The sequence below is a fragment of the Nocardia sp. CA-129566 genome (assembly GCF_050956075.1).
In the GTDB taxonomy this organism is placed as follows: domain Bacteria; phylum Actinomycetota; class Actinomycetes; order Mycobacteriales; family Mycobacteriaceae; genus Nocardia.
The window spans coordinates 8,852,658-8,873,088 of sequence record NZ_CP192085.1 but is presented as its reverse complement, the minus strand read 5'-3'; the positions used below and the strand labels follow the sequence as shown (position 1 = coordinate 8,873,088).

General features: G+C 67.2%; 18 protein-coding genes. 9 read left to right on the top strand and 9 right to left on the bottom strand.

Annotated features, from left to right (window positions below; all coding sequences use genetic code 11):
- Window positions 1-3 precede the first annotated feature (3 nt).
- On the bottom strand, window positions 4-687 hold the full coding sequence (locus ACQP0C_RS39485; RefSeq protein ID WP_433734788.1) for a DedA family protein: 684 nt from the start codon (window positions 685-687) through the stop codon (window positions 4-6).
- Between the two features lie 19 nt (window positions 688-706).
- Window positions 707-1,363, bottom strand: a complete 657-nt coding sequence (locus tag ACQP0C_RS39480; protein ID WP_433734787.1) for a DedA family protein — start codon at window positions 1,361-1,363, stop codon at window positions 707-709.
- A gap of 322 nt (window positions 1,364-1,685) precedes the next feature.
- On the opposite strand from ACQP0C_RS39480, the gene fbaA reads away from it, so the two are divergent.
- Together fbaA and ACQP0C_RS39470 are read left to right on the top strand one after the other, a co-directional pair.
- A complete protein-coding gene (gene fbaA, locus ACQP0C_RS39475) occupies window positions 1,686-2,720 on the top strand; it encodes a class II fructose-bisphosphate aldolase (RefSeq protein ID WP_433728629.1) in 1,035 nt (344 codons plus the stop codon).
- 31 nt (window positions 2,721-2,751) lie between these two features.
- The gene (locus ACQP0C_RS39470; protein ID WP_433728626.1) at window positions 2,752-3,870 is read left to right on the top strand and encodes a BTAD domain-containing putative transcriptional regulator; all 1,119 of its coding nucleotides are present in this window, start codon (window positions 2,752-2,754) and stop codon (window positions 3,868-3,870) included.
- A 30-nt stretch (window positions 3,871-3,900) separates the two neighbouring features.
- Here ACQP0C_RS39470 and ACQP0C_RS39465 read toward each other — a convergent pair whose 3' ends face one another.
- Both ACQP0C_RS39465 and ACQP0C_RS39460 read right to left on the bottom strand, forming a co-directional pair.
- Window positions 3,901-4,236, bottom strand: a complete 336-nt coding sequence (locus ACQP0C_RS39465; RefSeq protein WP_433728623.1) for an excalibur calcium-binding domain-containing protein — start codon at window positions 4,234-4,236, stop codon at window positions 3,901-3,903.
- A 43-nt stretch (window positions 4,237-4,279) separates the two neighbouring features.
- Window positions 4,280-4,381, bottom strand: coding sequence for an excalibur calcium-binding domain-containing protein (locus ACQP0C_RS39460; RefSeq protein ID WP_433728621.1), 102 nt, complete (start codon window positions 4,379-4,381; stop codon window positions 4,280-4,282).
- Between the two features lie 248 nt (window positions 4,382-4,629).
- Between ACQP0C_RS39460 and ACQP0C_RS39455 the strand changes: the two genes are divergently transcribed.
- Entirely contained in the window at window positions 4,630-6,087 is a 1,458-nt protein-coding gene (locus tag ACQP0C_RS39455) for a DUF4185 domain-containing protein (protein ID WP_433728618.1), read from the top strand.
- A gap of 10 nt (window positions 6,088-6,097) precedes the next feature.
- Here ACQP0C_RS39455 and ACQP0C_RS39450 read toward each other — a convergent pair whose 3' ends face one another.
- A complete protein-coding gene (locus tag ACQP0C_RS39450; protein ID WP_433728616.1) occupies window positions 6,098-7,168 on the bottom strand; it encodes a fused (3R)-hydroxyacyl-ACP dehydratase subunits HadA/HadB in 1,071 nt (356 codons plus the stop codon).
- Between the two features lie 99 nt (window positions 7,169-7,267).
- Window positions 7,268-8,374, bottom strand: coding sequence for an Rv0361 family membrane protein (locus ACQP0C_RS39445; protein WP_433728614.1), 1,107 nt, complete (start codon window positions 8,372-8,374; stop codon window positions 7,268-7,270).
- A 28-nt stretch (window positions 8,375-8,402) separates the two neighbouring features.
- Here ACQP0C_RS39445 and ACQP0C_RS39440 point away from each other — a divergent pair, with 28 nt between their 5' ends.
- From ACQP0C_RS39440 to ACQP0C_RS39430, 3 genes are all read left to right on the top strand, one after another.
- Entirely contained in the window at window positions 8,403-10,583 is a 2,181-nt protein-coding gene (locus ACQP0C_RS39440; protein ID WP_433728612.1) for a hypothetical protein, read from the top strand.
- A gap of 87 nt (window positions 10,584-10,670) precedes the next feature.
- Complete coding sequence (locus tag ACQP0C_RS39435; RefSeq protein WP_433728610.1) at window positions 10,671-11,120, top strand: DUF3151 domain-containing protein; 450 nt, start codon at window positions 10,671-10,673, stop codon at window positions 11,118-11,120.
- Between the two features lie 105 nt (window positions 11,121-11,225).
- Window positions 11,226-12,329 carry an FUSC family protein gene (locus ACQP0C_RS39430; protein ID WP_433728608.1) on the top strand — a complete coding sequence of 368 codons (1,104 nt, stop codon included), beginning with the start codon at window positions 11,226-11,228 and terminating at the stop codon, window positions 12,327-12,329.
- 295 nt (window positions 12,330-12,624) lie between these two features.
- On the opposite strand, the gene ACQP0C_RS39425 is transcribed toward ACQP0C_RS39430, so the two are convergent.
- From ACQP0C_RS39425 to ACQP0C_RS39415, 3 genes are all read right to left on the bottom strand, one after another.
- On the bottom strand, window positions 12,625-13,473 hold the full coding sequence (locus ACQP0C_RS39425) for a glycosyltransferase family 2 protein (protein ID WP_433728606.1): 849 nt from the start codon (window positions 13,471-13,473) through the stop codon (window positions 12,625-12,627).
- Between the two features lie 298 nt (window positions 13,474-13,771).
- Window positions 13,772-14,557, bottom strand: coding sequence for a site-2 protease family protein (locus tag ACQP0C_RS39420; protein WP_433728604.1), 786 nt, complete (start codon window positions 14,555-14,557; stop codon window positions 13,772-13,774).
- Window positions 14,554-15,213 carry a hypothetical protein gene (locus ACQP0C_RS39415; protein WP_433728602.1) on the bottom strand — a complete coding sequence of 220 codons (660 nt, stop codon included), beginning with the start codon at window positions 15,211-15,213 and terminating at the stop codon, window positions 14,554-14,556. The genes ACQP0C_RS39420 and ACQP0C_RS39415 overlap by 4 nt, the downstream gene beginning before the upstream one ends.
- A gap of 302 nt (window positions 15,214-15,515) precedes the next feature.
- Here ACQP0C_RS39415 and ACQP0C_RS39410 point away from each other — a divergent pair, with 302 nt between their 5' ends.
- The 3 genes from ACQP0C_RS39410 to ACQP0C_RS39400 all read left to right on the top strand — a co-directional run bounded on the left by ACQP0C_RS39410 (window position 15,516) and on the right by ACQP0C_RS39400 (window position 20,427).
- Complete coding sequence (locus ACQP0C_RS39410; RefSeq protein WP_433728600.1) at window positions 15,516-16,805, top strand: adenylosuccinate synthase; 1,290 nt, start codon at window positions 15,516-15,518, stop codon at window positions 16,803-16,805.
- An 80-nt stretch (window positions 16,806-16,885) separates the two neighbouring features.
- Entirely contained in the window at window positions 16,886-19,495 is a 2,610-nt protein-coding gene (locus ACQP0C_RS39405; RefSeq protein WP_433728598.1) for a LuxR C-terminal-related transcriptional regulator, read from the top strand.
- A gap of 11 nt (window positions 19,496-19,506) precedes the next feature.
- Window positions 19,507-20,427 carry an AraC family transcriptional regulator gene (locus tag ACQP0C_RS39400; RefSeq protein WP_433728596.1) on the top strand — a complete coding sequence of 307 codons (921 nt, stop codon included), beginning with the start codon at window positions 19,507-19,509 and terminating at the stop codon, window positions 20,425-20,427.
- Window positions 20,428-20,431 lie beyond the last annotated feature (4 nt).

The following is a 20,431-nucleotide window of genomic DNA, read 5'->3' as shown; positions in this document are numbered from 1 at the left end:
GAATCAGCACTCCGACTCGACCACGCCGGTCGGCGCGGCTTCGAGGTCGAAATCCTCGGCGGGCTTGGCGATCTCCTGCCGGTAATGCCGGATGCCCAGCGCCGTTCCGATGATCAGCCCGACCACCAGTGTCGCGATGACCCCCGGCATCAGCCACGGCACGCGCTCCAGGAAACTGCCCGCGTAGTAGCCGATGAGCAGGAGCACCGGCGCCCAGATGATGGCACCGACCGTGCTGGCCACGGTGTATTTGCGGTGGTCCATCCGCGCCGCGCCCGCGACCATCGGGCACAGCGTGCGCACCCACGGGATCCAGCGCGAAATGAGCACCGCGAGGAAACCGTGCCGCTGCAGCAATTCGGTGACCCGCGCCAGATTGCGGGTGTTGATATAGCGGCCGTTCTTTCTGGCCACCAGATGATGGCCGGTGCGGTGGCCGATGACATAACCCACCTGATTGCCCGCGATGGCCGCGATCATCGCGCCCACCGACAGCGCCCAGACATGGGCCTCGCCGGTCGCGTTGGAGGCCATCACGATGCCCGCGGTGATCAGCATCGAGTCACCGGGCAGGAACAGCCCGATGATCAACGCGCATTCGAGGAAGACGAAGGTGAGCACCACCGTCCACACGAGCGCGGGGCCCGCCGAGGTCAGCGGATCGAAACTGCCCACTGCTAGGGGCAACTGCGCCGTGGACACGGGCTCAGTGGGTCGGCTCGTTCGTCGAGGCGGTCAGCGCGGCGTCTTGCTGACCGGCCTCGTCCGCACCGCGGTTCAGGATCTTCTTCGCCACGGCGATGATGCCGGGCAGGATCGAGATCAGGACGATGAGCAGGAAGATCGGCTCGATGTTCTTGCGAATGAATTCGATATTGCCGAGGAAGTAGCCCAGTACGGTGACACCGCCGCCCCACAGGATCGCGCCGACGATGTCGAAGGTGACGAACTTGCGGTAATCCATTTTGGACACACCCGCGAGCACCGGCATGAACGTGCGCACGATCGGCACGAAGCGGGCCAGGATGATCGTCTTCGGACCGTGCTTTTCGAAGAAGGCGTGCGTCTCGGTGACGTAATGCTTCTTGAACAACCGGGTGTCTTCCTTGTGGAACAGCGCGGGCCCGATCGCCCGGCCGATCCAATAGGCGCACTGGTCACCGGCGAAGGCGGTCACCATGACGGCGGGCAAAAGCACCCAGATCGATACCGGAGGATTGTCCGTCGCCGAGAGCAGGCCGCCGGTGAACAGCAACGAGTCGCCGGGCAGGATCGGGAAGAGCAGGCCGGTCTCGATGAAGACGATCACCAGAATCGCCGGGAGCACCGCGTTCTTCAGCCACGTCTCCGTAAGCAGGTGCATCGGGTCCAGCAACTGGGTCAATGCGACGTTGCTCGTCACCGATTCTGTCGCTGCCAGCAGAATCACGCGGCCTCCTGTCCGGGTACGGCTGGCTGCATTGCTTGCCACCGCATCGGAAGCTGCCAGCGCAATTACGCGGCCAACAGTACCGGGTCCAACTGAGAAACCTCTCGCTGTGCGAAAAGTTCGCCTTGCCCGACCGGCCGGTTCGTATGGTCCCGCCGCCGCGCAGGAAGGTCCCCTGACATCGTGCGAAAGCGCGCTGCCCTACTCTGAGGGCTGACAGAATTGTCTTTTTCCGCACAACACGGAGGTCTTCACAGTGCCCATCGCGACTCCGGAGGTCTACGCCGAGATGCTCGGTCGGGCCAAAGCGAACTCCTTTGCCTTCCCGGCCATCAACTGCACCTCCTCGGAAACCGTCAATGCGGCTATCAAGGGCTTCGCCGACGCGGGCAGCGATGGCATCATCCAGTTCTCCACCGGTGGCGCCGAGTTCGGCTCGGGCCAGGGTGTGAAGGACATGGTCGTCGGTGCGGTCGCGCTCGCCGAGTTCGCGCACGTGGTCGCCGCGCGCTACGACGTGACCATCGCGCTGCACACCGACCACTGCCCGAAGGACAAGCTGGACGCCTTCGTGCGTCCGCTCATCGCCATCTCCCAGGAGCGGGTGAACGCGGGGCGCAACCCGCTGTTCCAGTCGCATATGTGGGACGGCTCCGCGATCCCGATCGGTGAGAACCTCGAGATCGCCAAGGAACTGCTCAAGGCGACCAACGCGGCGAACATCATCCTCGAGGTCGAGATCGGCGTCGTCGGCGGTGAAGAGGACGGTGTCGAGGCCGAGATCAACGAGAAGCTCTACACCTCCCCCGAGGATTTCGAGCAGACGATCGACGCGCTCGGCGCTGGCGAGAACGGCAAGTACCTGCTCGCCGCGACCTTCGGCAATGTGCACGGCGTGTACAAGCCCGGCAATGTGGTGCTCAAGCCCGAGGTGCTGGCCGAGGGCCAGCGCGTCGCGGCGGCCAAGCTCGGCCTGGCGGCCGACGCGCAGCCGTTCGATTTCGTCTTCCACGGCGGTTCGGGCTCGCTGAAGTCGGAGATCGAGGATTCGCTGCGTTTCGGCGTGGTGAAGATGAACGTCGACACCGACACCCAGTACGCGTTCACCCGGCCGGTCGCCGGGCACATGTTCACCAACTACGACGGTGTGCTCAAGATCGATGGTGAGGTCGGCAACAAGAAGGCCTACGATCCGCGCAGCTACTTGAAGAAGGCCGAGTCCGCCATGGCGGCACGTGTCGTCGAGGCGTGCAATGATCTGAAGTCCGCGGGTCGCTCGATCAGCGCCTGACCCTTATTACCCTTCGGGGGGCATTGAGCACATGAGTCTGGATGTGCGCGTGCTCGGGCCCGTACGACTGCTGGTCGGTGGTGAACCGGTAGCGGTCGGCGGGCCCAAGCCGCGAGCCTTGCTCGCCGCGCTGACCGTCAATCGACGGCGCGCGGTGGCTTCGGCTGCACTGGCCGATATGGTGTGGAATGAGGATCCGCCCGACTCCTACGCCGCCAGCCTGCAGGTATTCGTCTCGAATATCCGTAAGGCGCTGCGTAATTCGGGTGTGGATCCGGCCATGGTGCTACGCACCGAATCATCCGGCTATCGGCTCGAGATCCCGGAGGATGCCTGCGACCTCGGACGCTTCGAGGCGGCCAGGGATGCGGGTGCGCGCGCCGCCGAAGTCGGCGATCACGTGGGTGCGGCGCAGTTGTTCGGGAATGCGTTGCGTGAGTGGAGCGGTCGGGCCCTGGCCGATCTGGCCGGATTGCAGTTCGCCGACGGTTTCGCCACCGCGATGGACGAGGAGCGGCTGCAGGCCGCCTCGGCCCGCATAGATGCCGAAATCGCCTGTGGGCGTGCCGCATCGGTGGTCGGCGAACTGGTCGCGATGACCAATGAGCATCCGCTGCGCGAGCCGTTGTGGGGTCAGCTGATCACCGCGCTGTATCTGTCCGGTCGGCAGGCCGACGCGTTGGACGCGTGCCGCCGGGTGCGCACGGTGCTCGCGGAGGAACTCGGCATCGATCCGGGGCCGGTGCTGGTCGATCTGGAACAGCGGGTGCTGCGCCAAGAGCCGCTGAGCACAATGGAACTCAAGCGCACCGAGCGGCTGGCCGCGGCGATGACCGAGACCGTCACCGAGATGCCGCGTGCGGTCCGCAGCGGACAGCTGCGCATGCCGGACGGCCGGGTCATGGCAATCGCGCAGGGCGGCATGCGAATCGGCCGGATGACCGATAACGATCTGGTCCTCGACGATCCGAAGGCCAGTCGCTATCACGCGCACATCATGCCGAGCCGGGCCGGACTGCTGATCAAGGATCTGCATTCGGCCAATGGCGTATACGTCAACGACGGCGCGATCGACAGCGGTGCGCTGCTCGCCGACGGCGACATCATCCGCATCGGTGCGACGGTGCTGGTGTTCCAAGCGATTCAGTAGCGAGCTGGGTGGGCAGGCTCGTGTCTGCTCTCAGTCGCAGGCGATACCGTCGCCGTCCGGATCGAGGTACGGTGCGTAACCGGGCTGGCCACGGTAGAGCGGGAGCTTTCCTTCGGCGCGCACCTGATCGCAATCGGTGTAGTACCTCGGCGACTCCTCCTTCGACGTCTCCGGCGGCGGCACATTCGACCCCTTCGGACCCGGCCGATAGCTCGGCACCGGAAGCGAACTATCGGGCCCGGCAACGAATTCGACGGTGGACGAATCGGCGGCGGCGATCGGCGATGCGATCGCGAGGCCGCCGATCACCAGACAGGCGGCACCGAGCGCGGGCACAGCGTGGCGACAGATCAGTGAAGCTTTCACATGCTCCATCCTGCTCCGCTTTGCGCCCCGATGTCAGTGCCCTTTATTCGCAGGCGATTCCGTCGTTGTCGCGGTCCAGGTGGGACGCATGGTCGAATGAGAACCCACCGGAGGCCCTTTGCTCCCCCGGTGGACGGCCACTCACCCCGACTCGAGTTGTCGTGCCGTGGACGCTAGCAGGGCGGTTGCGCTCCGGCCTAGAGAATGGAGCAAGAGTTTCCGGTTAATTTCTCTATGTAGGCGGTGGACGGTGACTCGGTCGGTAATTCGGACGGGCAGAGGGGGCAGGACAGGTAGGGTCGGGCGCTGGGGCACGGCATCGCGCAGGGCTTCGATGCTGCGCGATGGCCGGAGACGGGTGTCCATTTTGCGCGAGATATCGAGGGGTTGCGGATGACTCGGCGGTGGGTGGCGATGCTCGGTGCGGTCGTGTGCGCGGCCGGGGCGTTGACGTACGCGGGTCGACCCGCTGGCGCCACGCCGGAGGAGATCGGCCCGGTGCCCGGTCCCTGTGTGAGCGATCCGCCCGCGAAGCATGAGGGACTGGTGCCCAAGACGCTCGAGGTGCCGGTCCCGTATCCGGTGATCACCGTGCTGCCGCCGGATCGGCCCGAGCCGGCGCCGACGCGGACCGAGATGCGGTTGCCGTCGAATCCGTGCACCAATCCGTGCCCGGATCTGACCGATGCGCCGACACCGCCGCCGAGTCTGGCCAGCCGACTCGGCATTCCGGAAATTCTCTCGAGTCCCAAGCCCTTCCACTTGGCGATCCCCGGACCGGGACCGGATCCGGGTGCGGTGCCGCCGCCCCCGCCGCCGGTCGATCCGCCGACCGAACCCGCCCCACCGTCCGCAACCCGGCCGACGCCGCGCATCGGTTCGGTCACCGAGGTGGCCAAGCAGACCGGCGCGAATTCGGTGAATCGCACCGATAAGCGTTGGCAGGTGGACGGCACCGACCTCGGGATCATGTGGGAGAGCGCGCCAGGTGAGATCGCCACCGCATTCGGTGACACCGTCGGGCGCGGTTTCCATCCACCCGGCGGAATGGGAATGGATTGGCGCAGCAATGTGCTGGCCTTCAGCACCGACCGGGATCTGTCCGACGGTATGACCTACGACCGGATGGTGACCGACGACCGCTGCCACGCGGCGGAAGTGCTCTCCAGCCGCAAACTCGACAATGTCGAGGTCACCACGATTCCGACCTCCGGATTCGCGCTCGGCGGGCGGCAGTACCTGAGCTATATGTCGATTCGCACCTGGAACAGCTTTCCCGGTACGTTCTTCACCAATTACGGTGGCATCGCCTATTCCGATGACCACGGCCAGACCTGGACCAAGGACCCCTACGCGCGCTGGGACAACATCTTCGGACTCGCGAATTTCCAAGTGAGCGCAATGGTTCCGCAGGGTGATTATGTATATATGTTCGGCACGCCCAATACTCGGCTCGCGGCGGTCGGCCTCGCCCGGGTGCCGAAGGATCAGCTGCTCAACACCACGGCCTATCAGTACTGGCGCGACGGAAGCTGGACTCCGGTGGGCGGATTCGGCTCCGCGAGCGCGATCGTCGACGGGCCGGTCGGTGAGCTGTCGGTGCGCTTCGATGCCGCCCGAAATGTTTGGCAGATGAGCTATCTCGATACCGCGATGGCGGCTCTGGTTGTCCGCGAATCGAATTCACCGCAGGGGGTGTGGTCCGATGCCGCGCCGACGGTGCGGGTGTCCGATTACCCGGAGCTGTACGGCGGATTCATCCACCCCTGGTCCTCGGGTTCGGATCTGTACTTCACTATGTCGACCTGGAGTGACTACAACGTGTATCTCATGCACGCGACCATCGAATGAGGTCGCGCCGCTAGGCGAATCGGACCTCGGCGATGGCCCGGCCGAAGAGCTTGCGGCCCTCCGAGGCGCCCGCGAGCAGGATGGTGGCGGTGCGTCTTCGCGGATCGAGCGATTTGATCTTCCCGCTGAACTCGACGGTGCTCGGCGCCTCGGACGTCACCGGGACGAATCCGGAGAACCGCACGCTGAACTTCTCGATGGCCGTCGGATCGCCGAGCCAGGAGGTCAGATAGCCACCCGCCAGACTCATGGTCAGCATGCCGTGCGCCACCACCGTCGGGAGTCCGGCCAGTTGGGCCGCACGCTCGCTGAAGTGAATCGGGTTGGGATCGCCGGAAACTCCCGCATAGTTGGCCAGATCACCACGCGTCACCTGCGCGGTTCCGGCCGGGAGCTGATCGCCGACGGATAGTTGGTCGAAGTCGGGGATGGTGTGCACGAATTCGCTCGCCACCGCGGGCGCTCCGGGGGCCGGGGCATCCGCGGCCAAGGCGACCAGTGGCCCGCTGTCGGGGACGGTGATATCACCGACGGTCACCGGGCGCGAGTGCATCATGATGTTCTCGACGGCGTCGGCGATATTCGGGTCGACCTCGACACCGCGGCGCGCCACGATGGTGGTCGAACCCGACTGCACGATCTCGCCGTACTGGTTGGTCAGCGAGAACGTCACCAGGATGAAGTCGTTATCGCCGAACTGCCGGATCGATTCGATCACGATCTCGGTGCTGAGCCGATCGCCCGCCACGATCGGCCGGGTCAGCTCGAAGACCTGGTCGGTCTGCAGGATCTGGGACAGGTCGTAATCGGCCAGCACCGTTTCGAGTAGTGCCCGGGTCGCACTGATGCCGATGACCGAGGCGAATGTCGGGGGCGCGACGATCGTGTCGTAGCCGAACTCGCGCGCATCGTGTTCGAAATGATGCGCGCCGTGCTGACTCTGCGTTGCGCGGGCGAACTCGCGGACCTTCTCCCGGCCGACCGCATAGTGCTCGCGCACCCGGAACCGGCGCCCCGCCATTGTGTCTGTCTGCACAACTACATCGTTTTCCGGCTGTGCGATTGTCTGCTCCCTGACCATGATCCGGGCCATGCTACTGGCGAACCGGTCCCTTGACCAGGTAAATGTGACGTTCACTACCGGTTAGAGGGCTTGCCTTTTGGTTATGGCGGGGACCGTCTAGGGCGTCCCCGCGGTCGGCGGGTCGCAGACCTTCCAGCCGTCGTCGGTCCGCTCCAGATCGAAGGTCCTGGCCGATCGCTTCGACGGATCCGCGTCGGTGTAAACAGTGGCCTGTGCGATCGCGGTCTTATCGGTGATCCGGATCGCATCGACACTCGCGACCACCGGAATATTCTTGCGATCCAGCGATAGCCGGTGCACGCCCGCGAACTGGTCCTCCGGAATGCCCTGATAGAAGTCGTGCAGCTGCCCGCACGTGGACTTGCGCAGCGCCGCGAGATCGCCGGACTTCAATGCCTCGGTGTAGTCGGTGATGCTGGCGCGCACCTTGGCCTCCGGGGAGTTGTCGCCCCGATTCCCGATCAGTACGACCGCCAGCGCGATCACCGCGATGACGGCGACCGCGGCCGCCCCGAGCACCACGTACAACCGGCGCTTCGACCCGGCCGGTGCTTCGGCAGCGGCGGCCTCGGCCTGTTGGTCGGGCGGCGTGATCCGCTGTGGTTGCGCCATCGGCCGTGGCTGCGGCGGCCGCGGCTGGACGGGCTGTGCGGGCCGGGTCAGTTGGGTATCCGCCGGTGACGGCGCCGACGCGACCTGACGCTGGCGAGCTGGCGGGCGCAGGGGCGACGGCGCGGTCTCCTCGACCCCGGGTCCCTGCGGAGGTCCTTGCGTTCCGGCCTGCTTCGGCCCGGCCGCCGGACGCGGCGTACTCGGCGGCTTGGCGACCGGCCCGGGGCGCGCCGCGGGTGGTACGACCCGATCGGTGGTACCTGCCTTCGCATCGGTCCGCATCCGCTGCGTCGCGTCTTTATCGGCCGGCTGCTGAATCGGCAGTGCCATGGTCTTCTCGGCATCCAGCCTCGAAACCACCGGCATGGCGACGGTCTTGTCATCGGCCCCGGCCAGATCCGGCTCGTCGCCGCCGGTCTCCTCCGGGGATGTCGAAGCGGTGGCCGTGTCCTTGGTACCCGCCGACGGCTTCACCAGTTCGATCCGCGGCATCACCGTGGTCGCCGCATCCGCTCCCGCGTCATCGACCTGATCCGCACTCGCATCGACGGATGCCGCGGACCCGCTCGCCTTCGAATCGCGCCGAATCACAACGGTTTCCGCAGCTCCTGCGGGCGGTGTGGCAGCGGATGCGGCTGCGCCGGATGGCGTGGCGCGGCCGGACGATCCGGCGGCATCGGCCGGGGTCGTGCGGCCCGACGATGCGCCAGCTGGGGTTGCACCGCTGGCCGGAGGCGGTGTGGCACCGGCGGGGGTCGTGCGGCCCGACGATGCGCCAGCTGGGGTTGCACCGCTGGCCGGAGGCGGTGTGGCACCGGCGGGGGTCGTGCGGCCCGACGATGCGCCAGCTGGGGTTGCACCGCTGGCCGGAGGCGGTGTGGCACCGGCGGGGGTCGTGCGGCCCGACGATGCGCCAGCTGGGGTTGCACCGCCGGCCGGAGCAGGTGTGGCACCGGCCGGGGTGGCGGTCCGGCTCGACGCTGCGGTGCCGCCAGCCGGTGCGGCGGTGCTGCCGGACGGTCCCGCCGGGCCTGCCGACTCGGCACCCGCCGTAGCGCCGGGTTTCGTGGCAGCGGTCGCGGTGGGTTCGTTGGGTGAGGATTTGGCGGCGGCCGGGGCGGATCCCTTACCTGCATCGGCCGGTCGACCAGCTGCGGAACCGCCCGTGGCGGCGGATGTCGCTGCCGAGCTTGCGGATTGGACCGCAGGACCGCCCTGCTTGATCGCAACAGTCGGTGCGTCGGGTCCGGTGGCAGCCTTGGTTGGTCCGTCGGTGGTGCCGCCAGCCGTTGGCGTCGATTTGCCGGATGCGGCGGCGGTCGGTGTGTTGGTGGGGCTGCCGGTCGCTGGTGTCGGTTTGCCGGTGGGAGGCGCGGGCGGTGCGGTGGTGCTTGCGGCGGGGGGTGTGCCCGGTCGGGCCGCAGCGTTGGTCGGTCCGCTGGTGGGGCTGCCGGTCGCTGGTGTCGGTTTGCCGGTGGGAGGCGCGGGCTGTGCGGTGGTGCTTGCGGCGGGGGGTGTGCCCGGTCGGGCCGCAATGTTGGTCGGTCCGCTGGTGGGGCTGCCAGCTGCCGGTGTCGGCCTGGCGGAGGGAGTCGCGGTGTCCGGTGCGCCGGGGCGGGCCGCAATGTTGGTCGGTCCGCTGGTGGGGCTGCCAGCTGTTGGTGTGGGCCTGCCGGTGGGAGTCGCGGTGTCCGGTGCGCCGGGGCGGGCCGCAATGTTGGTCGGTCCGCTGGTGGGGCTGCCAGCTGTTGGTGTGGGCCTGCCGGTGGGAGTCGCGGTGTCCGGTGCGCCGGGGCGGGCGGCGGTGTTGGTCGGTCCGCTGGTGGGGCTGCCAGCTGTTGGTGTGGGCCTGCCGGTGGGAGTCGCGGTGTCCGGTGCGCCGGGGCGGGCGGCAGCGGTGGTCGGTGTGTTGGTGGGGCTGCCAGTCGCTGGTGTCGGCTTGCCGGAGGGGTTCGCGGCGGACCCGGCGGTGCTCGCTGCGGTAGCTGCCGTCGTGGTGGGAGCCGATTCCTTGGCGGTCGGCTTGGCCTCGCTGACGCCGCGCGGGATCGCGACGGTCTTCGCTTCGGAAGTCGGCTTCGCAGCCGGGGGACCACTCGGTGTGCTGCTGCCAGTGGACGGCTTCGTGGAACCCGGGGCGGGTCGGCCCGGGCCGCCAGCGGATCGGCCTGCTGCGGAAGGCTTGGTGGTGCCGCCGCTAGCGGATGCGGGCGGCTGTGCACCAGCGGATCGGGCCGGTTGGCCGGGTGCGGCGGCGGAAGGCTGCGCCGTTCGGGGGGCCGCGGCTTCGGCTGGCTTGCCGAGCGCCGCGATATCACCTGTTGAGGCATCCGGGACGCGCGTCGGCGCGGTACCGGCTGGTTGCTTCGGAGCCGGCGGTGTCGCGATCGGCCGGGTCGGCGCGGCGGCCGCGCGTTCCTCGGTGGTTGCGCCAGATTCCCCGGACGTGCCTGGTCCCGGCGATGGCTTCGAACCGGATGGCGTTGATCCCTGCGACGGTGTCGAACCGGTCGATCCCGTCGATCCCGACGACGGCGTCGGACTCGACGGTGGCTTCGAACCGGGCGGGGTCGGAATCGGCCGGGTCGGCGCGGCGGCCGCGCGTTGGTCTGCGGAAGCACCGGGCTGGGATGCGCCGGTCGCCGCGGACGAGTTGGGGTTCGACGCGGGTGTCCGGTCCGCGGGCGCGCCAGGGGGCGCGTTATCGGCCGCTTCGGCGGGTCGGCCGGTATCGCGTGCCGGGCTCTTCTCGTCGTTCGGGTCGGACACCTACTACCCCTCGGTCGGGCGGAACAGTTGAACTCGACGGCCAGCCTAATCAGCAATTCGTCCAACTGTGAGGATTCCCCCGCGCCGCGGTCCGGGCGGTCGGTGCACAATGAACCGCATGACCTCGTTCGGTGACTTGCTCGGACCGCAACCGGTACTCCTGCCCGAAGACTCCGAAGCAGAGGAGGCGCTGCTCGAGAAGGCCGATCCGGTTCAGGTCGCGGCCGCGCATCCGGCTGCCTCGATCGCATGGGCCCATCTAGCCGAGGCCGCGTTGGCGCGTGGTGGGGCCGAGGGCGATGCGCAGGTGGTCAACCACGACATCGTGGCCGCATACGCGTTCGCGCGCACCGGCTACCACCGCGGCCTCGATCTCTTGCGGCGCAATGGCTGGAAGGGTTTCGGCCCGGTGCCGTGGAGCCATGAGCCCAATCGCGGCTTCCTGCGCAGCGTCGCCGCGCTCGCTCGCGCGGCCAGAGCGGTCGGCGAGACCGAGGAGTACGCGCGCTGCCTAGATCTGCTGGAGGACTGCGACCCACGCGCGGCTGCGGAGCTCGGGCTCGACTGAGACACAGTGATAGCAGCATCGCGTAGCGATTCACTGGGGGGCGGCGGTCGGGCGACAGGGGGGTTCGACCCGAATTCCCCGGTTGGCATTGCCCGCGCCAGCAGTATGGAGAAGCTGCGCAGCTCATGGGCGCGGTTGCGGCTGTCCGCGCTGCCGATTCTGCAGTGCGCGGTCGGTGCGGCGCTGGCCTGGTTCATCGCGCACAAGCTGGTCGGGCATACCCAGCCGTTCTTCGCACCGACCGCGGCCGTGGTCTCGATCGGCATTTCATTCGGTGCGCGACTGCGCAGGTCGGTGGAGTTGGTGGTCGGCGTCGCGGTCGGCATCGGCATCGGCGACCTGTTCATCACGCGTGCGGGCACCGGCGTCTGGCAGATCGCCTTCGTGGTCGCGGTGGCCATGGCGCTCGCGGTTTTCCTGGACGGCGGGTCGATCATCACCATGCAGGCCGCCGGTTCGGCCGTGCTGGTGGCCACCCTGCTGCCGCCCTCGGCGGGCGGCGGCTTCTCGCGCATGATCGACGCGCTGGTCGGCGGATTGGTCGGTGTGGTCGTGGTCGCCGCGATACCGCTGCACCCGGTGCGCCGGGCCCGCGAGCAGGCCGCGGAAGTGCTTGCGGTGCTGGGTAAATCGCTGCACGAATGCGCCGACGGACTGCTCGAACAGGACCCGGAGAAGATCCGCCTCGCCCTGACCGCCGCCCGCAAGACCCAGCCGCAGATCGACGGCCTGCGCTCCACCCTGGAGGGCGGTCGTGAGATCAGCCGGATCTCTCCGCTCTACTGGAATTCGCGCGCGCGCCTCGACCGCATCCGCGCCACCGCCGATCCGCTCGATAACGCGGTCCGCAACACCAGGGTGCTGCTGCGCCGTTCTCTGACGCTGGTCCAGGACGACGAAATCCTCGATCCCCGGCTCATCGAGGAACTCGAGCGCCTGGCCCAAGCCGTCGATGTGGTGCGCCGAATGATGCTCGCCGATCCCGGCCAGCAGCCGGATCAGGCCGAGGCCGCCAGGGTGCTGCGCGGCGTCGCCAAGGCCGCGCGGCCCGAACTCGTTGACGGTGCGGGACTTTCGGCGCATGTGGTCTTCGCGCAGATGCGTTCCATGCTGGTCGATCTGATGCAGGTCTGCGGTATGCGGCGCATCTCCGCGATGGCGCTGCTGCCCCCGACCGTCCCGAATCCGCATGTGCCGCCCGAGCAATAGCCCAACTACTCAGCGGATTTCAGCCATTTCCATCGTGCGGTACCGCCTGCGCGACCTCCGGCGCGCGAACCGGCGATCATCGCGTAGTCCGCTACTCGTGTTCGCGCGTCGCCGCGGTCATAGCCTCGAGAGGTAACCGCGGTAACGAGGGGTAGCGCGGTTCGGCGGCTTCGCACGACGGCGAAACGCCCCACCGGCCATATGGTGTGGTGGCCGGGCGGGTAGGGGCGCAGCGTGGTCGAGCGAAGAGGTCGCCCGGTCCGGGAGGCCGGACCGGGCGACCGATACCCGCGATTCAGTCCACCGGGGACAGGCGTTCCGGACTGCCGTGCAAGGTGAAGCGGCGACGATCGAAATCCCACAGCCGATAGATCGGCCATTGCACGGTGTGCCCCAGCCAGGCGAAGCCGGCGTAGACCCGGGTCGCCCTCAGGAGGGGATACCCCCGATTCGTGATGGCGTTGAGTCCGCGCAACTGATAGGTCCAGAATTCACGGGGATTGGTCCGGCGCCGCCGGGCCGAGATCCGCACCCGCTGATCGGGGAGCTGCTGAATGCGCAGCCCTTTTATCGACAGGCACAGCGCCAGATCCAGATCCTCGTGGATATCGGTCCGAGTGGTGGTGTCGCCCTTGACTTCGTCCCATGCGGTGCGGCGGATGGCCATATTCGCGCCGTGCATATTGCCGACCGGGCCGCCGAACATGCCGAGCTTCAGCTTCGCCCACACGCCGATGTTCAGGAAGAACGGGACCGGCGAGTCGTGGTAGGTGAAGATGCCGGTCGTCGCGGCGACATCCGGATGTGCGGCGGCATAGTCGCGGATGGCCGCACCCCAGTACGGTTCGACGAAGGTGTCGGCGTCGATGCGGGCGATGAAATCACCGCGCGCCTTTGCCAGTCCGGTATTGCGTGCCGGGATCAGACCCCGCGTCTCCTCGTAGACGAGTTCGACCTTCGGATGTGCGGCCGCGTATTCGCGCACGATCGTGTCGGTGCCGTCGGTGCTGCCGTTGTCGACGACGATGATTTCGCTGATCGCTTCCTGGTCGACGAGTCGTTCCAGGCACTGCAGTATGAGCGCCGCTTCGTCGAGAACGGGGATGACCACCGACAAGGTGATGGGGGATGGCGTGCCAGTCATGGCATAGCTCCAAAGGGTCGAGCACAGATGGAGATGAAGACCGTCCGGTTTGTTTCGGACGGTCCGAGGCAGGACAGCGCTGTCTACCGGGGGATGCGGGCGAGTCGGAGGGTGCCGTCGCCGTGGTGTTTTGTCGGGCGAGAGTTGAACGCGCCGCTCGTCGCGATCGATCGGTGAGTTCTTTCTCGAAACCTAACCGCTCAAACTTCTCGAGCGAGTGTCCTGGACGATAGTTGGCGAAGATGAACGGCGAGACCCCAATGCTGGGAATAGATCGGACCGACCGGTTCGCAAGTGGCTACGTCCAGAACCGGGTCAGCCAGCTGCCCAACCGCGACCAATCCGCGTCGACCCCGGACAGCTCGTACAGCGAGTAGACCGCGTCGAAGAACACCTTGTTGATCGACGGCGTGAACAGCAGCGCGAACAGGATCAGCATGCCGAAGGGCTTGAACTGATCGAGCGCACGCCGGGTCTGATAACTCAGCGACGGCTCGATCACGCCGTACCCGTCCAACCCGGGCACCGGCAGGATGTTCAAAAGCGTTGCGGTGATTTGCAGAAACGCCAGAAAACTCAGGCCGTACCAGAACGCGCGATGCGAAGTGTCACTGCCGAAGTACCGCACGACCACCAACAGCAGCACCGCGCACACCGCGTTCACCGCGGGTCCCGCACCGCTGATGATGCGCTGCATCCGCGGGCTGACGTTATGCGCGTGCACGTACACCGCACCGCCTGGCAATCCGATACCGCCGAGCGCGATGAACACCATCGGCAACACGATCGACAGCAGCGGATGGCTGTATTTCAGTGGGTTCAGTGTGAGATACCCCCGCAATTCCACCTCGCGATCACCCGCCCGCCAGGCCATGAACGCGTGCGCGAACTCGTGCAGACACAGTGTGACGATCCAGCCGAAGACGACCAGCAGAAATACCCCGAACTTCGCCCGCGTGGACTGCACGTCGGCACTCCAGGCCAGCGCCCCTCCCGCCACGGAGATCGCGATCACCAGCAGGAACACCGGGCTCGGCCGCACGGCCCCGAGTCCGGAGCGGCCCTTCGGGAATGGAATCGTCATCGAACCAGTAGCCAGTTTTCGTGATGCCGATAGAACGACGAGCGCGGCAGAATCCGCTCATTCGCAATCCCGTCGCGGGTCACCACCGCTCCCGGTGTGCCCAGTTGCGCGGCCCGGCCCGGCAGCCAGCGACGTCTGCGCAGGCCCCTGGGCACGGTGGCCCGCACACCGGGCAGTTCGAGCGTCGGGGAGACGAGCATTGCGTCGACCTTGCCGGAGAACAATTGGGCGTCGTCCACATAGGCTTCACCCTCGAGTTTCTCGCCGCCGGGGCCGGTGATCACGGCCCGTCCGACCAGCACCGTTCCGGTGTCGTCACGGATCAGCGGGACTTCGGATGCCCGGCCCTCCACCGCCCGCTTGGCGGCGGCATTGCCGGTGCCGGTCTGGTAGACGCGCGAGCCGTAGGTCTTGTCGACGGGCACGTAGCCGATCTCCAGATGGAGTCGTTCGGTGCGCATCAGATGGGTCAGCACCACGGCCAGCGCGGCGTCGTCGCCGAGCACGATCAGCCGGGGCAGGCTGTCGGCGGCGAGGATGGGCAGCAGCTCATCGATGACACTGGTGTTCGGTATGGCGCTCGTCCGCGAGATCGGCAGTGACGCGAGGGCGATGGGTACCGGTGCGCCGTCGCAACGGAGAACATGGGTACTCAAACTGCGGTACACCCTCCTTGGTTCGGCCGACATCCCGTCGGCCACCCTCGCCACTTTCCCGGTCGGACCCCTGCTCGTCCGCCAGTGCCACGCAACCATAGTCCTGCCCGACTACGGCCACACGGTTGTCGAGCCTACGGTGCGATCCGGTTCGATGCCGCCTCGAACGCTTTGGGTAGACTGTGCTTCCGGCCACCGCCTCAGTACGGCAGGTAGCTGCAGCACAGGTGGTTACCCACCCGGTCGGCCGTGCCGACTGCCATCTCCCGGGTGTTGCGCGTCGAACCGTAGGAGACACGACCATGCCGGCAATCGTCCTGATCGGCGCCCAGTGGGGCGACGAGGGTAAGGGCAAAGCAACCGATCTGCTCGGTGGCAGGTTGCAATGGGTGGTTCGCTACCAAGGCGGCAATAACGCCGGTCACACTGTCGTGCTGCCCAATGGCGATAAGTTCGCGCTGCATCTGATTCCGTCCGGCATCCTCACCCCGGGCGTGACGAATGTCATCGGCAACGGTGTCGTGGTCGATCCCGGCGTCCTGCTCGCGGAGCTGGCCGGACTGGAGGAGCGCGGCGTCGACACCTCGGGCCTGCTGCTCTCGGCCGACGCGCACCTGATCATGCCGTACCACGTGGCCATCGATAAGGTCACCGAACGCTTCCTCGGCAATAAGAAGATCGGCACCACCGGCCGCGGTATCGGTCCGTGCTACCAGGACAAGGTCGCCCGGGTCGGCGTGCGGGTCGCCGATGTGCTCGACGAGAAGATCCTGACCCAGAAGGTCGAAGCGGCCCTGGAGTTCAAGAACCAGGTGCTGGTGAAGATCTACAACCGCCGCGCGCTCGATCCGCAGCAGGTGGTCGACGAGGTGCTCGGGCAGGCGGACAGCTTCAAGCACCGCATCGCCGACACCCGCCTGGAGCTGAATCTGGCGCTGGAGCGCGGCGAGACCGTGCTGCTGGAGGGTTCGCAGGGCACCCTGCTCGATGTGGACCACGGCACGTATCCGTATGTGACATCGTCCAATCCGACCTCGGGCGGTGCGGCGGTCGGCGCTGGCATCGGACCCAACAAGATCAATACGGTGCTCGGCATCCTGAAGTGCTACACCACCCGCGTCGGCTCGGGTCCGTTCCCGACCGAACTATTCGACAACTTCGGTGAATTCCTGGCCAAGCAGGGCGGCGAGGTCGGTGTGACCACCGGCCGGGCTCGCCGGTGCGGCTGGTTCGACGCGGTCATCGCGCGCTACGCGACCCGGGTCAATGGCATCACCGATTACTTCCTCACCAAACTGGACGTGCTGTCGAGTCTGGAGCGGGTGCCGATCTGTGTCGCCTACGAAATCGACGGCAAGCGGGTCGAGCAGATGCCGACCACGCAGACCGAATTCCACCACGCCAAGCCGATTTACGAGGAGATGCCCGGCTGGTGGGAGGACATCTCACAGGTGCAGACCTTCGAGGAACTGCCCGCCAACGCGCAGGCCTATGTGCTGCGTTTGGAGGAACTGTCCGGCGCCCGGATTTCCTGCATCGGCGTCGGACCCGGTCGTGACCAGACGATTGTCCGCCACGACGTACTCGGCTAGGGCCGCAACAGCGGAATCGGTGCGCCCGTTCATCGTTCGTTGTCATCGATCATGATCCGTGACGAACTAAAGTAAGAGCTATGGCTCGGAACTGGCCGATGATCGAGCGCGAGACCGAGTTCGAAGCGATCCGCGCAGCACTCACCGGTACCGAATATGTCGGTGCGGTACTGACCGGAGACGCCGGTGTCGGAAAGACGACACTGGCCAGACAGGCGACGGCCGCCGTAGGCGGCAATATCCGGTGGGTTGCGGGTACGGAATCGGCCCGCAGCATCCCGCTGGGCGTATTCGCCCATATGGTCGGCGTTTACACCGCACACGATCCGGTGACGTTCATGTCCGCGGCGCGCGAGGCACTGCTCGCCGACGGGCACGCGATCATCGGTGTCGATGACGCGCACCTGCTCGACCAGCTCTCGGCGACACTATTGCTGCAGTTGGCGATTGATAAGGCCGCGCATATCGTCGCAACCGTGCGCAGCGGGGTGCAGGTACCCGATGCGGTCACCTCGCTGTGGAAAGACGGCCACCTGCTGCGCACCGACCTCAACCCGTTCACCCAGCAGCAGAGCGTCGATCTGGTCGAGCAGATGCTCGGCGGACAGCTCGAGGGCTTCACCGCCAATCTGATGTGGGAGTCCTCCGGCGGAAATGCCCTGTTCCTCAGGCATTTGGTGGAGGGCGCGCTGGAGGCGGGTTCGCTGCGGCAGGTGAACGGCGTCTGGCAACTGCGTGGCCGGGCCGCGGTGACCTCGGAATTGGCTGCGCTACTCGAGGATCGGGTCGAACAGCTGCCCGACTCGGTGCTGCGGGTGCTGGAACTGCTCACCTTCTGCGAGCCCATCGACCTCGACGTACTCGCCGAAGTGGCGGGTGAGGAGGCCGTGGAGGCCGCCGAAACCCGTGGTCTCATCCGGGTTGTCGAGAACGCCAACCAGTTGATCGTGCGCTACAACCATCCGCTGTTCGGTGAGGTCATCCGGCGCAGGCTCGGCATCGCCTCGGCGCGACGACTGCGCGGTCGGCTGTACTCCTCGCTCAAGGAGCGGCCGATCAATTCCGCGCCGGATCGCATCCGGTTGGCCGAATTGGCCTTGGACAGTGATAAATCCGCCGATCTCGAACTCTTCGAGGCGGCGGCCGCCGATGCGATCGGGCTGGCCAATCTGCCGCTCGGTGAGCGATTCGCCAGGGCCGCGGTGGAACGTCGCGGCGGGGTGGAGGCCGCGGATCTGCTGGCACGCGCATTGCTGTGGCAGGGCCATCGCATCGAGGCCGAGCGCACCCTGGCCAGCTTCGATCCGGATCAGATGAACGAGGTGCAGCTGGCCCGCTGGGGCAGCACCCGGGTGTCGAATCTGTTCTGGGCCATGGGCGATGCCGAGCGCGCCGATGAGGTGCTGGCGATGCTGCGGAACAAGGTGCGGCATCCGAAAATCGTCGCGACCTTCGATGGCCTGGCCTCGGCATGCGCGGTCAATGAGAATCGGCTCGAGGACGCGTTTTCGGCGGCCGAGGCGGTGATGGAGACCAATGGCGCACCGCCGTGGGCGGTTTGGTGGGCCTCCTTCGGCGGTGGACTCGCACTGGCGCTGATGGGCAAGGGTGAAGCGGCGCGGCAGTACGCGGCCCGCGGGCATCAGGTGGAGTCGCATATCGACGGGCTCAACCGGTACATCTCGACTCACGCCGAGGTGCTCGCGCTGACTTTAACCGGTGATCTCGAGGCCGCACGTCGTTGTGCCTCAGGGGATTTCGGCTATTCGTCGGCAGGGCAGTACCTCGCTTGGGGCATGTCGAAGATCCTGCAGGGGACCGTCGACGTGGCACAGGGCCGCTTCCTGGACGGGATCGAACATCTCGAACAGGCCGTGGCCGCGCTCACCGCGGAGGGCGCCGCGGCTTGGCACATTCCGGCGAGAATCCGTTTGGCCGAGGCGTATTCGGCACTCGGCCGGGCGTCGGAGGCCGCCGAATCCATTGCCGAGGCTATCGCGCGCGGCGGCAGGCACAGTGCGGTCTACGATCCGCAATTGGAGATCGCGCGGGCCTGCGTCGCCGCCGCGGAGGGCACCGTCACCCCGGCCATTCGACTGGCCATGGGCGCCGCCGATGCGGCGGCCCGCTCACATCAGCACGCGATCGAGGCCATGGCGCTGCATGCGGCCGCCCGCTTCGGCGACCACTCCGCGGCCGGCCGACTCGCCGATCTGGCGGTTCGGGTCGACGGCGGTTTGGTGCAGGTGCAGGCCAGCCATGCGGTGGCCTTGGCCGCACACGACGGGCCCGGCCTGGATGCGGCCGCCGCCCAATTCGAGCGCATCGGTGCCTTGCTCTCGGCCGCGGACGCCGCCGCCCAAGCGGCATCGGCCCATGAGCGCGCCGGAGACCGCCGCCGCCTGCTGGAATCCGCCGCCACCGCGAACCGCCTGGCCGCGGTGTGCGGCGGCGCCAGCACTCCCGCCCTGCGCCAAGCCGCCCAGCCGTTACCGCTCACCTCCCGTGAACGCGAAATCGCGAATCTCGTTGCGGCGGGGCTGTCCAACCGGCAGATCGCTGACCGTCTGACCGTCTCGGTCCGCACCGTGGAGGGTCACCTCTACCGTGCCTGCATCAAGATGGATGTGACGGACCGGGAATCCCTCGGAGCGCTCATGCGCGGCGAGTCCTCCGGCGGAGCCAGCTGAGGAAGATAAGGGTGGACATCCTCAGCGAGACCATCGCGGCCATCCGCACGGGCAACCCGACCTCCGGGCTGTTCGTCCGGCACGCGCCGTGGGGCCGTGCCTACCCGGTGGTTCCCGGCGCGGGTTTCCATGTGGTGCTGCAGGGTTCGTGCCTGGCGGTGCCGTCCGGCGCAGAACCGATCGCGCTCGGTGTCGGCGATGTCCTGTTCATGCCGCGCGGTGCCGACCATGATCTGGTCGACCGTCTCGACAGTCCGGTCACCGAGCAGGCGCAGCCGGGTGAACCGCGTGAGATCATCGGACCCGGCGCCCGCACCGCATTGCTCTGCGGCGCATATGAACTCGGCAGGCAGCGCAGTCACCCGCTGCTCGACGAACTCCCCGAATTCATCCATCTCCCGGCGCGTCCCGGCCGGCATCCGTCCTTGCGCGCCGCCGTCGACCTGCTCGCCGCCGAGGTCGCCGAACCGAAACAGGGCAGCGATGCCGCTGTTCCCGTCATTCTGGAGACCCTGCTCCTGTTCATCCTGCGCGCCTGGTTCGACGAACAGGCCACCGGGGAACCGGCAACCGGTTGGGCCGGTGCGTTCGCCGATCCGGCGGTCGCCGCCGCCCTGCGCGCCGTGCACGAAGAACCCGCCCGTGCCTGGACCGTTCCCGACCTCAGCGATATCGCGGGCGTATCCCGTGCCACCCTGGCCCGTCGCTTCGCCGCCACCGTCGGCGAACCGCCCCTGGCCTACGTCACCCGCTGGCGCATGCTCACCGCCGCGCGCCTGCTGCGCGATACCGACAGCCCCCTCGGCGCCGTGGCCCGAAAGGTCGGCTACACCTCGGAATTCGCCTTCGCCAAAGCCTTCAAACGCGAATACGGCCTGCCGCCGGGCCAATACCGCCGCGCCGATGACCAGCCACCGCTGATCGCGGTCTGAACTT